This is a genomic window from Variovorax sp. YR216 (assembly GCF_900107745.1).
Taxonomy (GTDB): Bacteria; Pseudomonadota; Gammaproteobacteria; order Burkholderiales; family Burkholderiaceae_C; genus Variovorax.
Map to the genome: position 1 here is coordinate 55,883 of NZ_FNRO01000018.1, position 15,116 is coordinate 70,998.

The following is a 15,116-nucleotide window of genomic DNA, read 5'->3' on the forward strand; positions in this document are numbered from 1 at the left end:
CGGCCGGGTCGATGGGCGCCTCGAGAGTGGTAGGAACTGCGGTCATGCCGGCCAGCCGCCCTTACTTGTAGGTGTCCAGCACCGAGTAGTCGTGGTAGCGGTTGATCTCCACGTCGTCGAGCACCGCGAGCGCATCGGAGGTCAACACCGCGAGCGAGCAATACAGCGAGATCAGGTACGAAGCAATCGCATGGTTGTTGATGCCCATGAAGCGCACCGACAGCCCCGGGCCCTGCTCGCCCGGCAGACCCGGCTGGTACAGGCCCACCACGCCCTGGCGCTTGTCGCCCACGCGCAGCAGCAGGATCTTGGTCTTGCCGTCGGCCACCGGCACCTTGTTCGACGGGATCAGCGGAATGCCGCGCCAGGTGATGAACTGCGAGCCGAACAGGCTCACGGTGGGCGGCGGCGTGCCGCGGCGCGTGGCTTCGCGGCCGAAGGCAGCGATGGCCAGCGGGTGCGTGAGGAAGAACGCAGGTTCCTTCCACACCTTGGTCAGCAGCTCGTCGAGGTCGTCGGGCGTCGGCGCGCCAGTGAGCGGGAAGATGCGCTGCTCGTCCGTCACCTGCGCCAGCAGGCCGTAGTCGGGGTTGTTGATCAGCTCGCTTTCCTGGTTCTCCTTGATCGTCTCGATCGTCAGGCGAAGCTGTTCCTTGATCTGGTCATGCGGGCTGCTGTAGAGGTCCGAGACGCGCGTGTGCACATCGAGCACCCTGGACACCGCGTTGAGGAAATATTCGCGCGGCTGTTCCTCGTAGTCGACGAAGGTGCGCGGGAGCTGGTTCTCTTCTTCCTTCGCGGTGCAGGTGACCTTGATCGCCTCCGGGTTCCTGACCTTGTTGAGGCGGTAGATGCCCGCCTCCACCGGCGCCCATTGCAGCAGGTGCGTCAGCCATCGAGGGCTGATCGTCTCCAGTTGCGGGACGGTCTTGGTGGCATTGGCCAGTTGCCTGGCGGCGTTGTCGCCCAAAGCGGTCGTACCGCCCACGGTTGCACTCATTCGGAACTCCGTTGTCGTTGAGGAAGAAGGGGAAGGAAAAGCGGAAAGCCCACGCACGAGGGCGGTCAGGAGGCCAGCGCGTTGCGCGCCTTGGCCTGGCTGATGCTCGCACCGGGCGGCACGTCGTCGGTGACCCAGACGTTGCCGCCGATCACCGCGCCGCGCCCGATCGTCACGCGGCCGAGGATGGTCGCTCCGGCGTAGATCACGACGTCGTCCTCGACCACCGGATGCCGCGGCAGGCCCTTGCGCAGCTTGCCCTCGCTGTCGGTCGGGAAGCGCTTGGCGCCGAGCGTGACGGCCTGGTAGAGCCGCACGCGCTCGCCGATCACCGCGGTCTCGCCGATCACGACGCCGGTGCCGTGGTCGATGAAGAAGCCCGCGCCGATCGTCGCGCCCGGATGGATGTCGATGCCGGTCGCGCCATGCGCCAGCTCGGCCACGATGCGCGCGAGCAGCGGCAGCCCGAGCCCGTAGAGCAGGTGCCCGACACGGTGGTGGATCAGCGCCAGAACGCCCGGGTAGCACAGCAGCACCTCGTCGACGCTGCGCGCGGCCGGGTCGCCGTCGAAGGCGGCGCGCACATCGGTGTCGAGCAGTCGCCGGATGCCTGGCAGTGCCACCGCGAATTCGCGCACCGCGCTTTCGGCGCGCGATTGCACCGAGTCGTCGGAAGGGTTCTCGTGGCGCTCGACGTAGGCGATCTCCAGCTTCGTCTGTGCGAGCAGCGCATGCAGCGCCGCGTCGAGCGTGTAGCCGATGTAGAAATCCTCGCCGTCATGCCGCAGATCGGGCGGACCGAGCCGCATCGGAAACAGCACGCCCTGCAGCTGCTTCAGGATCTGGGCCAAAGCCTCGCGCGATGGGAACTCGCGCCCCCGTGGCTCGCGGGAGCGCCGCTGCGCATCGCGCCATTCATCGCGCACCGCGTGCAGCTCGCGCACCACGCTCTGGACGTCGAACACCGTCATCGGTCCTCCCCTTGATTTCTTCGTTCAGTCCTGCACCCACGGCAACCCGCGGAAGCGCCAGCCGTCGGCATGGCCGCGCTGCTGCCTGGCATCGAGCTCGCCCTCGAAGCCTTCGAGGACGTTGAACACATGGGTGAATCCCGCCTTGGCCGCAGCCTCTGCCGCCAGCGCCGAGCGCTTGCCGCTGCGGCACAGGAGCAGGACGACGGCCTGCTTGCCGCCGACTTTCGCTTCGAGTTCGCGCACGAAGCGCGGATTGCGGGTGAGCGCGGTGCCCGTGGCCCATGGCACATGCAGGCTGCCTTCGACGTGGCCCACGAACTTGCGCTCTTCGCCCGAACGGACGTCGACCAGGAGCGCCTGTTGCCGCTGCACCAGGTCCCAGGCGACCGGCGGCGTCACACCGCCCGCATATGGGAGATTGGCTTCGGCGGCCAATGATTGCGCCTGCTCCAGCGCGGGGGGAAGCGGTTGCGCGAGCGCGGCTTCGGTGTCGACGGACATGGTTTTTCTTCCTTTTCGAGGCGTTCCTGATGGCGATGACCATCACTCTAGGGAAGCGGTCTTCCTTCTCAAACGACCGAAAAGTGAAATCCAAACTACCTTTTCATTTATGCCTTCCACACCGCTTCGCGCACCACCACCGACTTCGGCAGCACGCCGACCTTGAGCAGGCGGTCCGCGGTGCGTTGCTGCGAGTCGAGGATCGCGTCGGACAGCGGCACCACGTCGAAGCCCGCGTTGGCATTGACCTCCGTCACCACGTCGAGCGGCATGCCCGTCGCGGAGGCCACCGCCTTCGCGACTTCACCGGGGTTGGCCTTGGCCCATTGGCCCGCTTCGCGCGAGCCCTCCACCAGCGCATTCACATGTGCGGGCCAGTTCTTCGCGAACTCGGTGTTCGCGAGCAGGAAGCTCGCAGCGTCGGGCAGCACGTCGCCCTGGTAGGCCACCACGCGCGTGGGGCTGCGCCGCTTCGCGATGGTGAAGTAGGGATCCCAGATCGCCCAGGCGTCGATGTCGCCGCCGTCGAAGGCAAAGGCCGCATCGGCGGCGCTCAGGCCAATGCTGGTCACGGACTTGATGTCGAGGCCCGCGCGTTCGAGCGCCGCGGCCACGAGGTTGTGCGAGCTAGATCCCTTCGCATAGCCGATGCGCTTGCCCTTGAGATCGGCGATGGTGCGGACCGGTGAGTCCTCCTTCACGAGGATGCCTTCGGAGCGCGGCGTCGCGGGCTGCGCCGCCACGTAGGCCACGCGGCCGCCCGACGCCTGCAGGAAGATGCAGCCCACGTTGCCCGCATTGCCGAAGGCCACGTCGCCGGTGTCCATCGCCTGCAGCAGGTTGAGCCCCGAGGTGAACTCGGCCCATTCGATGCGGATGCCCAGCGGCTCGAAGCGTTTCTCGAACACCTTGAGCTGGCGCGCGACGAGCGGGATGCCGGTCTTCTGGTAGCCGAGCGTGAGCGTCCCGCCCTTGAGGCCGCTGGCGCTCCAGGCGCGAGGGGTGGTGGCGAGCGAGGCGGCGCCCGCGGCGATGGTGAACTGGCGTCGGGTGAGCATGGTCGGAGAGCTTTGGATTGAAGGGGAGGAAGCGCGGCTCAGAGCGCACCCGCGCTTTCGGGCAGCAGGCCGTTGAGCAGGTGGTCGCCCACCACCGTGGATTTGTGGCGCACCGGGTCGTGCAGCGTGTGCACCCGCGCGTTGCGCCAGTGCCGGTCGAAGGCATGCGGCGATTGCGCCGCGCGCGTGCCGCAGAACTCGAAGAGCTTGCTCGATGCATGCAGTGCGATCTCGGTGGTCAGCACCCTGGCTTCGGCCACCGCAAGCGAGGCAGCGGCGCGCCGCTGCCGGTCGGGCGCCGCGATCGCGGCATCAACCGCCAGGCCCGCGCGCTGCGTCATCGCCTCGGCCGCGTGCAGGCGGATCTGGATTTCGCCGACCTGCGCGATCACCTGCGGATCGACGATGGCACGCGTCGCGCCCTCGGGCTGCCGGATCGACGCCTGCTCGCGCAGGAAGCGCACCGTGTCGTCGAGCGCGGCTTGCGCAATACCGAGGTCGATCCCCACATGACTGAGCTGGGAGACCGCACCCATCGCCTGTTCGCTGTAGGCGCGGTGGATCGGCAGCACGCACAGATTGGGCAGCTCCACGCCCTGCAGGTGCACGCGCCCGCTCGCGGTGGTGCGCTGGCCGAAGCTCTGCCAGTCATCCTCGATCACGAGGCCCGGCGTGCCGGCAGGGATGATCGCGACGGTCTTCTCGCCGGCCTCGTTCAGGCCGATCACGGAGACATAGTGCGCGAACAGCGCGCCGGTCGCATAGATCTTCTCGCCCGAGAGCCGCCAGCCGCCCGGCGTGCGCGCGATCACGAGCGGGCGCGGGGCCTCGCCGCCCTGCACCGCATCGACGTTGGCATTGCCGAAGCGGCACCCGCGCAGGATCTCGCCGAGGAAGAAGCGCTTCTGCGCCTCGCTGCCGATCGACGAGAGCCAGAACACCGCGCTGTTGTGGTTCTGCTGGATCTGCCCGATCGATGCATCGGCGGCCGACAGGATCGCGAACACCCGCGCGACGGTGGCGTACGACACGCCCGCACCGCCATGGGCGCGCGGGATGTTCATCGCCCACAGGCCTGCGCCCGAGACGAGGTCGAGCTCGCGCTCGGGCAGGAGGCGGTCGCGGTCGCGCGCGGCCGCACCGGGTGCGATCCGCTCGGCCACCCGGTGCGCGGCCTCGAGCACCTCGGCATCCGAGGACAGCACGCGCGCGGGCTCGACCCGGCGCGCGGTGCGCCATTCGAGATGCGGTGCCGCGACAGCGGCGGCCAGCGCACTCATGCGCGATGCGCCGGCTTGCGCCCGAAGAAGGGATGGCTCGGATCGTTGAAGCCCGGCCGCGACGAATGGCCCGTGGTCACGAGCGCATCGACGAGCGCCTCGTCCTCGTCGCTGAAGCGGTACTGCAGCGCGGGCACGTAGTCCTCCCACTGCTCCAGCGTGCGCGGCCCGGCAATCGCCGAAGTCACGAGCCGGTTGTTGAGCACCCACGCAAGTGCGAACTGCCCCGGCGTGATGCCGCGGCCTTCGACATGCTGCTTCACGCGCTGCGCGATCTCCAGCGATTCGGGCCGCCATTCGGTCTGCAGGATGCGCTTGTCGTCGCGGCCCGCGCGCGTGCCCGGCGCCGGCGCTTCGCCGGGGCGGTACTTGGCGGTCAGCACGCCGCGCGCGAGCGGGCTGTACGACACCACGCCGACCTCGTAGTACTCGGCGGCGGGCAGGTGCTCGGCCTCGACCTGCCGGTTGGCGAGGTTGTAGAGCGGCTGGGTCGCCGCGGGCCGGTCGACATTGAGCGCGTCGGCGGTGCGGCTGAACTCGGCGATCTTCCATGCGGGGTGATTCGACAGGCCCCAGGCGCGCAGCTTGCCCGCGCGGATCAGGTCGCCGATGGCGCGCACCGTCTCGGCCACCGGCGTCGCGCGGTCCTCGCGGTGCAGGTAGAGCAGGTCGATGTAGTCGGTGCCAAGCCGCCGCAGGCTGGCCTCGACCGATTGCACGATGCCGTGGCGACCGGTACTCCGGTTGTTCGGTCCGGCGATGTCCGGATCGGGATTCGCGAACTTGGTCGCAAGCACCCAGTGCTGGCGGCGCGGTGCGATCAACTCGCCGACCACCACCTCCGACTGCCCCTTGTTGTAGGCGTTCGCGGTGTCGATGAAGTTGATGCCCTGCTCGAAGGCTCGGTCGGCGATGCGCTGCGCAGTCGCGCGGTCGGTCTGGCCGCCGAACATCATGGTGCCGAGCGTCACGGGGGAAACGAGGATGCCGCTGCGGCCGAGCGGGCGATAGGTGATGGAACTGCTCATGGGAAAGGTAAGTGAAGAAGACGAAGTGTTCAGAAGCGAAGCCCGGCCTGCTTCATCAGCGGCAGGATGCGGTCGCCGAAGAATTCGAGGTCGGGCTGGAAGTCGTAGAAGCTCAGCTGGAGGCCGTCGATGCCCGCGCGCTTGAGCTGCACGAACTGCTCCACCACCTGCTCGGGCGTGCCGATGACCTCGATGTTTCCGCCGATCGCGCGGCGCTTGGGCGCGTCGCGCCCGACACGGCCGCGCCACGCATGGGCATCGCTGTCGAAGCGGTTGAAGCTGGCCTCGGGATCGCGGTCGATGTGGGCCACGATCGCATCGTGGTAGTCCCAGGTCTCCTTCTCGGTCTCCCGGCTGATCACCATCGGGTTCAGCAGCGTGCGCACCTCGCGCCCGACGTCACGGGCGGCCTCCTTGACGCGCGCGGCATGCACTGGCAGCGACGCGATCGCGCTGTCGAAGCTCGAACCGGTAGGACTGGTGATGAACACCACATCGGAGTAACGCGCCGCGAAGCTGATGCCGGCATCCGAGCCGGTGGCATTCACCAGCACCGGGCGGCCGAAGCGCGGCTTCGGCGTCACGTAGGCGCCGTCGAGCTTCCACGGCGATTCGCCCTTGAAAGACCAGTTCTCGTTGTCGGCCCACAGCCGCTGCACCACCTCGAGGAACTCGGCCGCGAGCTCGTAGCGCCGGTCATGCTCGATGCGATGCGAGCCGAACATCTCGTGCTCCACCGCGCGATGGCCGGTGACCACGTTGATGCCCCAGCGTCCGCCGGAGATGTGATCGAGCGTCGCGGCGTACTTCGCCAGGTGCAGCGGATGCATGGGTCCGTACAGCACATGGATCGTCGAGATGAGCACGATGCGCTGCGTGACGGCGGTGAGCGCGGCGGTGGTCATGAACGAATCGAGCGCATGGCCGTCGAACACGCCGCCATAGCCGCCCTTGGGCAGCCACTGCGAGAGCGCGAACACGAGATCGAAGCCCAGCTGCTCCGCCTTGAGCACCAGGTCGCGGTTGTAGTCGAAGCGCCAGTCGGTGGTGCGCGGATAGGTCGAGGCGCTCCACCCGCCCGCCTGGATCGGCAGGAACAGGCCGAGCAGCACGGGCTGCCTGAAAGCCTGCGCAAGCGGGCTCTCGCTGAATTCGCTGGGCGCGGCGAAGCGCTCCCACCCGACGAGCTCGCCGGGCCGGTGTGACAGGGACATCTGGAGGACTACCTTCTATCGTTCATGCAGCCCTGGGCTGCTGGTGCTGCGGGAATTCTGGCGAGTGGCCGCGTGCTTGGCACGCCCGTAATTCGCATATCGACATGCGGCGATGGTCAGAAGACCTTGCCCTCCTCGAGGTGCGTGGTCGTTCCGTTGAGGTGGAAGTCGCCGAGCACGCGCGCCTTCTGCATCAACGGGTTGTGGTTGAAGATGGTGCGCAGGTTGCGCCAGTGCCGGTCGAAGTTGTGGCGCCGCGACGTGGCCGATGCACCACCGGCGTCGAACAGGCGTTCGGCTGCCGCGAGCGCAATGCGGCTCACTGCCAGTTGCGTCTTCGCGGTGGCGAGTGCGCCATCGAGCACGAGCTGCCGGATCGCGTCGTCGTCGCCCGGCACGGCTTCGGGCGCCGCCGCGCTGCGCCGCAAGGCATCGGCCGACCGGTCGAGCCGGCGCGCGTTGTCGGCGATCAGTGCATCGACCGCATGCGTGGCGGTGGCGAGATCGCCCACCACCCATTGGGTGAACGGGTCCTCGGCGGGAGTCGCCGCGGCGCTGTGCGCGGCAGGGCGCGCGTGCTGGCGCACGTACTGCAGCGCATCGGCCAGGATGTTGCGCACGATGCCCGCGGCCACCGCGACCAGGAACAGTTGCCGCAGTGAGCTCGCGTGACGCAGCTGCGGCGTGCGCGGCGTCGCGTGCACCAGTTCGCCGGGCCGCACTTCGAGCTCGCTGAATTCGAGGCTGCCGCTGGCCGTGAGGCGCTGGCCCATGCCGTCCCAGTCGTCCTTCACGCGCAGGCCTTCGCGACGCGTGGGCACGATGACCGTGGCGTCGCGGCCCTCGTGGTCGCGCACTGCAATGCTCGCGTAGTCGGCGAAGGCGGTGCCGGTCGCGTAGAACTTGCTGCCGTTGAGCACGAGGCGGTCGCCGCGCTGCTCGAGCGTGGTGGTGACCGTGCCGGACTTCGGCGTGCCGAGCTCGGTGAACGCGCCGCCAAAGAGCGCGCCATCGAGCACGCGCGCCAACTGGCGCTCGGCGTTGTCGTTGCGCGGCGCCGAGGTCCACAGCTCGATCGCGTTGTAGTGGGTGCGAAGCGCGTGCGCCACGTTGGAGTCGGCGGCCGCGAGCGTCGCGACGACCTCGATGAGCTCGGGGATCGTGCCGCCGGGCCCGCCGCGTTCCACCGGAATGCGCAAGGTGCCGAGGCCCGATTCGCGAAAGCGCCCGAAGGCTTCGAAAGGCATCACGCCTTCGCGCTCGCGCTGCGAAGCGCCTTCGGCGATGGAGGCGGCCAGCGCGGGCAGGCGGCCCAGCAAGGTGGCGAGATCAGGCGCACGCACGGCGCGAACAGCGGCATTCATCGACGAGTCCCTGCAATCCATTGAATCGGGCTCGCAATATAGGCGCCGGGATTCATCGTTCCGTGCATATGGAAAGTCGCGTTTCTCGATTGGCCGCGACAGCGGCGCGGTGCATTTCCAAGCGCGAAAAAATGCTAAGCCATCGCTTGGATTTCACGCGCTTATCCAACACCATCGCGGCCCCTGGAGGTGTTCGGCGTTCCACGCCATCGCCGCTTTTTCATCACCACTTCGCAGCGACAGAAGAAGAATGCAATTCGATCGATGGGCGCTCCGCATCGCCCTCGCGGCCGCCGCCGCCACCCTGCCCCTCTCCACGCTCGCGCAAGCCGCACCGCGGCCGATCGACGGCGGCACGCTGACGCTTGCGGTGCCGCAGGAGCCGACCTCGCTGGTGTCCTTCCTCGACACCAAGACCGACAACCGCAACGTGAGCGCCAAGGTCACCGAGGGCCTGTTGCGCTACGACGAGCAGTTCCGGCCGCAGCCGCTGCTCGCGACCGCGTGGCAGGTGAGCGCCGACGGGCTGCGCTACACCTTCCGGCTGCGCCCGGGCGTGAAGTGGCACGACGGCCGCGACTTCACCGCCGAGGACGTGCGCTACTCGTTGCTCACGCAGAAGAAGCAGGGGCCGCGCGGGCGCATCACGCTCGCCAACGTCGAGCGCGTGGACACGCCCGATGCGCTGACCGCGGTGATCGTGCTCGCGAAGCCCGCGCCCTTCCTGCTCAAGTCGCTCTCTTCGGCCGAACTGCCGATCGTGCCCTCTCACCGCTACGCCGACGGCGAGCCGCTCGGCAATCCGAACGTCACCGCGCCGGTGGGCACCGGCCCGTTCATCTTCGAGCAGTGGGTGCGCGGCAGCCACCTGGTGCTGCGCAAGAACCCCGACTACTGGCGCAAGGGCTATCCGCACCTCGACCGCATCATCGTGAAGTTCGTGCGCGACCCGGCCGCGATCTCGACCGCGGTGGAGACCGGCGAAGTCGACATCGCGCAAGGCGTGGCGCTCGCCGACCTGGAGCGGCTGTCGAAGAACCCGAAGCTGCGCATCGACGCGAGCTACGACGCCTTCCTGAACAACGCGTCCTTCCTCGAATTCAACCTCGAGAACCCGATCCTCGCGAAGCCGAAGGTGCGGCATGCGATCGCGCAGGCGATCGACCGCAACTTCATCCGCGACACGATCTACTACAAGCAGGTCGAGGTGGTGAACTCGCCGGTGCCGAAGGTGCTCGGCGACTACTACGACGACAGCACCTTCCGCTATCCCTACGACGTCGCGGCCGCGAACCGGCTGCTCGACGAGGCCGGCCAGCCGCGCCAGGCGGGCGGCACGCGCTTCACGCTGCGGCTGAGCTACATCCCGGGCGCCGACTTCAAGCGCACCACCGACTACCTGCGCGCAGCACTTGCGCGTGTCGGCATCAAGGTCGACGTGGTGGACGGCGACCTGCCGACCTTCCTCAAGCGGGTGTACGGCACGCGCGACTTCGACATCAACCTCAACGGGCTCGGCCGGCTGTTCGACCCGACCGTGGGCGTGCAGCGCATCTACTGGGGCGACGGCGTGCGCAACCCGCTGATCTGGATCAACGCGTCGCACTACGACAACCCGCAGGTGGACGGGCTGTTCCGCCAGGCCGCGGTCGAGCTCGATCCCGGCAAGCGCGCCCAGCAGTTCCGCGAGATCCAGCAGATCGTCGGACGTGACCTGCCGGTGGTGCCGCTGGTCACGGTGCATTCGGCGCTGCAGGTCTACAGCAGCCGCGTGCACCAGATCTCCAACAGCATCGACCTCGCGGCCGGCGACCTCGCCGACGCATGGATCGAGCCGCGCAAATGAACACACGAGGAGAAGGAAACGATGACATCGAAGAATCCTGAAGGATCTCGCCAGGCACAGATCGCGGCGCTGAGCTTCGCGGGCGCACGCGCGCAGGCCGAGGCGCTGGCCGAAGGGCGCGTGCGTGCGGTCGAACTGCTGGAGCACGCGCTGGCGCGCATCGACCGCTTCGATGGCGAGCTGCGTGCGATCGCGGTGCGCGACGACGAGCGCGCACGCGCGGCCGCACGCGAGGCCGATGCCGCGCTCGCGCGCGGCGAACGCCGGCCGCTGCTCGGTGTGCCGGTCACGGTCAAGGAATCGTTCGACGTCGCCGGGCTGGTCACCAGCAGCGGCAACCCCGCCTTCAGGGACAACGTCGCGCACGCGGATTCGCTCGCGGTCGCGGCGCTGCGCGAGGCCGGGGCGGTGATCGTCGGCAAGAGCAACGTGCCGCTCGCGCTGGCCGACCTGCAAAGCTACAACGCGATCTATGGCGTGAGCAGCAACCCGTGGGATCTCGCGCGCACGCCGGTTGGTTCCTCGGGCGGTTCCGCCGCCGCGCTGGCGGCGGGCTACGTCGCGCTGGAGATCGGCACCGACATCGGCGGATCGATCCGCATCCCGGCGCACTTCACCGGCGTGTACGGCCACAAGCCCACCGCGGGACTCGTGCCGCTGCGCGGCACTGGCGTGCCCTCGGGGCGCCATGCGGACCGCGACCTCGTGGTGGCCGGGCCGCTCGCGCGCACCGCCGGGGACCTCGCGCTGGCGCTGGAACTGCTGATCAACCGCGACCCCTTGCAGGCCAAGGCCTGGAAGGTCACGCTGCCGCCGGCGCGCCATGCGCGGCTCGACCATTTCCGGGTGCTCGTGATCGACCAGTGGCCCGGCACCACGCGCAGCCTGCACGAGCAGGAGATCGGCGAGCGTGTGATCGAGCGGCTGCGCACGCAGGGTGCGCAAGTGAGCCGGCCGGCCGATCTGCCGCCGGGCCTGCTGCCCGACCTGGTGCGTTCGCACCGGATCTACCGCAGCCTGCTCGGCTCCTCGACCGCTTCGCCACCGCCCCTCAGCGAAGCAGCGCAGCGCCGGTACGCGTCGCTCGCGCCCGACGACGATTCCGCCGACGCCGCATGGCTGCGTGCACCGACGCTGCGCCACGCCGAATGGCTGCAGGACAACGAAGCGCGCCACGCGTTGCGCCATCAGTGGGAGCGGTTGTTCGAGCGCTTCGACGTGGTCGTCACGCCGGTCGCGCCGCTGCCGGCGTTCCACCACAACCACGCGGAGCCTAAGGACGAGCGCAGCTACCCGGTCGCGTTCGCGGACGGCACGCGCGCGGTGCGCTTCCTCGACTTGTTCCACTGGGCCGGGCTGCCGGTGCTGCCGGGCCTGCCGGCGACCAGCTTTCCGATCGGGCTCGACGACGAGGGCCTGCCGATCAGCGCGCAGGCCGTGGGCCCGTATCTGGAGGACCAGACCACGATCGCCTTTGCGCAACTGCTCGAAGAAGCCTACGGCGGCTTCATCGCACCGCCCGGCTATCGCGAGAACACCACCGAGACCACGCCCTCTTCCGCACCGACCGCATGACTCCCACGCCACCGATCAACCGCCGCGGATTCCACCGCCGGCTTGCCGGCTTGCCGCTCGCGCTTTCCGCACTGCCGGCGGTTGCAGCGGCCGCCGCACCCGCTCCAACCGAAACGCCGCGCCACAAGCCCGGCAGCGTCGTCACGCTGCTCACCGCGCTGGAACCACCGACGCTGGTGGGCCTCGTCAACTCCGCCGCCGGCACCTTCCTCGTCTCGCCGAAAGCAGTCGAGGGGCTGTTGAGCTACGACTTCGACCTTCGCCCGAAGCCCCAGCTCGCAGTCGCCTGGGAGGTGCAGCCGGACGGCCTTCAATACACCTTCCACCTGCGCCGTGGCGTGCGCTGGCACGACGGACGGCCCTTCACCTCGGCCGACGTCGCGTTCTCGATCCTCGCGCTCAAGCAGTCACATCCGCGCGGACGCGCCACCTTCGCCAGCGTGACCGAGGTGCGCACGCCCGACCCGCACACCGCGGTGCTGGTGCTCGCGAAGCCCGCGCCCTTTCTTCTGACCGCACTCGCGGCGGCCGAATCGCCGATCGTCCCGCGCCATGTCTACGAAGGCCGCGATCTCGCGAGCCATCCGGCGAACAACGCACCGGTCGGCACCGGCCCCTTCGTGTTCAAGGAATGGCAGCGCGGCAGCCACATCATCTACGAGCGCAATCCCGACTACTGGGATGCGGGCAAGCCCTACATCGACCGTCTCGTGGTGCGCTTCGTGCCCGACCCCGCCGCGGCCGCCGCGGCGCTGGAGAGCGGCACGGTCGACCTCGCGGGCGCCACCCCGGTGCCGATTCCCGATCTCGACCGCCTCAAGGCGCTGCCGCACCTGAGCCTGGACACGCGCGGCAACGAGTACTTCAACAACTCGACCACGCGCATCGAGTTCAACCTCGACAACCCCTACTTCCGCCACGTGAAGGTGCGGCAGGCGGTGGCGCTCGCGATCGACCGCGAGGTGGTGCTGAAGACCGCGTGGTACGGCTACGGGCTCGTCGCGCCCGGGCCGATCTCGCCGGTGCTCAAGCAGTTCTACGACCCGGCTTCGAGCAAGCCGGTGTTCGACCGCAAGCGCGCGGAGGCGCTGCTCGACGAGGCGGGCTTTCCGCGCGGCGCGGACGGCGTGCGATTTCGCGTGACGCACGATGTGTTCGACGGCGGCGGCAACCGTGTCGGCCAGTACATCCGCCAGGCGCTCGCGCGCGTCGGCATCGACGTGACGATCCGCACGCAGGAGTTCGGCGCCTACATCAAGCGCGTCTACACCGAGCGCGACTTCGACTTCAACAACCAGGGCATGAGCCAGATGTTCGACCCCGCGGTGGGCATCCAGCGCTTCTACTGGTCGAAGAACTTCCGGCCCGGCGTGCCGTTCTCGAACGGCGCGCACTACCAGAACCCCGAGGTCGACCAGCTGCTCGAGGCCGCGGCGGTCGAGAACGATGCGGCGAAGCGCCGCGCGCTCTACGCCGAGTTCCAGCGCGTGATCGCGCGCGAGCTGCCGACCATCGGTCTCGTCGCGGTCGCGCAGGTGACGGTCGCCAACCGCCGCATCGGCGGCCACACGGTCGGCGCCGAAGGGCTCTCGGGCAACTTCTCAGACCTCTACATCCGGACCTGAACGCATGACGGAAAGAACTCTCGATCGCCGCCTGTTCCTGCAAGGCGGCGCGGGCCTCGGGCTCGCTGGATTGACAGGACTCGCGAGCCTGCCCGCATGGGCGCAGGCGCGGGCCGAAGGAACACCCACGCGCGGCGGCACGCTCACCGTGCTGATCGATCCCGAGCCGCCGACGCTCACCACCATCGCGCATTCGGCCGGCGCGTCGGTGCTGATCTCCGCCAAGACCACCGAAGGACTGCTGACCTACGGCTTCGACCTCGCCCCGCAGCCGCAGCTCGCGACCGCTTGGGCGGTGAGCGCGGACGGACTGCAATACACCTTCACCCTGCGCCGGGGCGTGCGCTGGCATGACGGCCGGCCCTTCACCTCGGCCGATGTGGCGCACTCGATCGGCCTGCTCAAGCAGTACCACCCGCGCGGCCGTGCGACGTTCTCGAGCCTCACCGAAGTCAGAACGCCCGACGCGCACACCGCGGTCCTCGTGCTCGCGAAGCCGGTGCCCTACCTGCTGACCGCGCTGTCGGCCTCCGAGTCGCCGATCGTGCCGAAGCACCTGTACGAGAACGGCAAGGCCGACGCCAACCCGGCCAACAACGCGCCGGTCGGCACCGGCCCCTTCGTCTTCAAGGAATGGGTGCGCGGCAGCCACGTCACCTACGAGCGCAACCCGGACTACTGGGACAACCCGAAGCCGTACGTGGACCGCCTGATCGTGCGCTTCATTCCCGACGCGGCGGCGCGCGCGGCCGCGATCGAGAAGGGCGAAGTGCAACTGGCCCCCGGCACGCCGGTGCCGCTCGGCGATGTCGAGCGCCTGCGCGCGAAGCCGAACCTGGTCTTCGAGCCGAACGGCTATCAGTACATCAACAACGTCACGCGGCTCGAGTTCAACCTCGAGAACCCCGCGCTGCAGGACCTGCGCGTGCGGCAGGCGATCGCGCAGGCGATCAACCGCCAGGTGGTGCAGAAGACCGTGTGGTACGGCCAGGGCCGGCTGATCCCGGGCCCGGTGCATCCCGCGCTCGCGAAGTTCTATGTGCCCGACCTGCCGGTGCTGCCGTACAACCCGAAGCAATCTGAGGCCCTGCTCGACGAGGCGGGCCTCACGCGCGGAAAGGCCGGCGGCAACCTGCGCCTCAGGCTCGCGCTCACGCCCATCCCCAACGAAGGCGGTCAGCGCACCGCCGAATACCTCAAGCAGGCGCTCGCACGGATCGGCATCGAGGTCGCGATCAACGGGCAGGACTTCGCGACCTACGTGCGCCGCATCTACACCGAGCGCGCCTTCGACCTGCATGTGAGCGTGATGAGCAACACCTTCGATCCGACCGTCGGCATCCAGCGGCTTTACTGGTCGAAGAACTTCAAGAAGGGCCTGCCCTTCTCCAACGGTTCGGGCTACGCCAATCCCGAGGTCGACCGGCTGCTCGAAGCCGCGGCGATCGAGATCGACGAAACGCGGCGCCAGAAGGACTTCGCGGAGTTCCAGCGCCACGTCGCGCACGACCTGCCGGACATCACGCTGCTCGCGCTCGACAACTACACCATCGCCGACCGCCGCGTGCGCGGCCACACGGTCGGCGCCGACGGCATCGCCGGCAATCTCGCCGGTGCGTGGATCGGCGCCTGAGCCCAGCCCTTTCAACCC

At 68.8% G+C, this 15,116-nt stretch carries 12 protein-coding genes; 4 read left to right on the plus strand and 8 right to left on the minus strand.

Annotated elements, in window-relative coordinates:
- Nucleotides 1-61 precede the first annotated feature (61 nt).
- From BLW05_RS29360 to BLW05_RS29395, 8 genes are all read right to left on the minus strand, one after another.
- Nucleotides 62-1,000: a family 2A encapsulin nanocompartment shell protein gene (locus BLW05_RS29360; protein WP_093167319.1), complete on the minus strand. Its 939-nt coding sequence runs from the start codon at nt 998-1,000 to the stop codon at nt 62-64.
- Between the two features lie 65 nt (nt 1,001-1,065).
- Complete coding sequence (epsC, locus tag BLW05_RS29365; protein WP_093167321.1) at nt 1,066-1,971, minus strand: serine O-acetyltransferase EpsC; 906 nt, start codon at nt 1,969-1,971, stop codon at nt 1,066-1,068.
- 24 nt (nt 1,972-1,995) lie between these two features.
- Nucleotides 1,996-2,475 carry a rhodanese-like domain-containing protein gene (locus BLW05_RS29370; RefSeq protein ID WP_093167323.1) on the minus strand — a complete coding sequence of 160 codons (480 nt, stop codon included), beginning with the start codon at nt 2,473-2,475 and terminating at the stop codon, nt 1,996-1,998.
- A gap of 107 nt (nt 2,476-2,582) precedes the next feature.
- A complete protein-coding gene (locus BLW05_RS29375) occupies nt 2,583-3,533 on the minus strand; it encodes an aliphatic sulfonate ABC transporter substrate-binding protein (protein ID WP_093167325.1) in 951 nt (316 codons plus the stop codon).
- 38 nt (nt 3,534-3,571) lie between these two features.
- A complete protein-coding gene (locus BLW05_RS29380; RefSeq protein WP_093167327.1) occupies nt 3,572-4,813 on the minus strand; it encodes an SfnB family sulfur acquisition oxidoreductase in 1,242 nt (413 codons plus the stop codon).
- Nucleotides 4,810-5,829, minus strand: coding sequence for an aldo/keto reductase (locus BLW05_RS29385; protein WP_093167450.1), 1,020 nt, complete (start codon nt 5,827-5,829; stop codon nt 4,810-4,812). The genes BLW05_RS29380 and BLW05_RS29385 overlap by 4 nt, the downstream gene beginning before the upstream one ends.
- Before the next feature lie 41 nt (nt 5,830-5,870).
- Entirely contained in the window at nt 5,871-7,055 is a 1,185-nt protein-coding gene (locus tag BLW05_RS29390; RefSeq protein WP_093167329.1) for an LLM class flavin-dependent oxidoreductase, read from the minus strand.
- Nucleotides 7,056-7,171: 116 nt separating this feature from the next.
- Complete coding sequence (locus BLW05_RS29395) at nt 7,172-8,419, minus strand: acyl-CoA dehydrogenase family protein (RefSeq protein WP_093167331.1); 1,248 nt, start codon at nt 8,417-8,419, stop codon at nt 7,172-7,174.
- 250 nt (nt 8,420-8,669) lie between these two features.
- Between BLW05_RS29395 and BLW05_RS29400 the strand changes: the two genes are divergently transcribed.
- From BLW05_RS29400 to BLW05_RS29415, 4 genes are read left to right on the plus strand one after another with little or no spacing between them, the layout of a single operon-like run.
- A complete protein-coding gene (locus BLW05_RS29400; RefSeq protein WP_093167333.1) occupies nt 8,670-10,265 on the plus strand; it encodes an ABC transporter substrate-binding protein in 1,596 nt (531 codons plus the stop codon).
- Nucleotides 10,266-10,286: 21 nt separating this feature from the next.
- Entirely contained in the window at nt 10,287-11,840 is a 1,554-nt protein-coding gene (locus BLW05_RS29405; RefSeq protein ID WP_093167336.1) for an amidase, read from the plus strand.
- Nucleotides 11,837-13,465 carry an ABC transporter substrate-binding protein gene (locus BLW05_RS29410; protein WP_093167337.1) on the plus strand — a complete coding sequence of 543 codons (1,629 nt, stop codon included), beginning with the start codon at nt 11,837-11,839 and terminating at the stop codon, nt 13,463-13,465. The genes BLW05_RS29405 and BLW05_RS29410 overlap by 4 nt, the downstream gene beginning before the upstream one ends.
- A 4-nt stretch (nt 13,466-13,469) precedes the next feature.
- Complete coding sequence (locus BLW05_RS29415; protein ID WP_093167339.1) at nt 13,470-15,098, plus strand: ABC transporter substrate-binding protein; 1,629 nt, start codon at nt 13,470-13,472, stop codon at nt 15,096-15,098.
- Nucleotides 15,099-15,116: the final 18 nt, after the last annotated feature.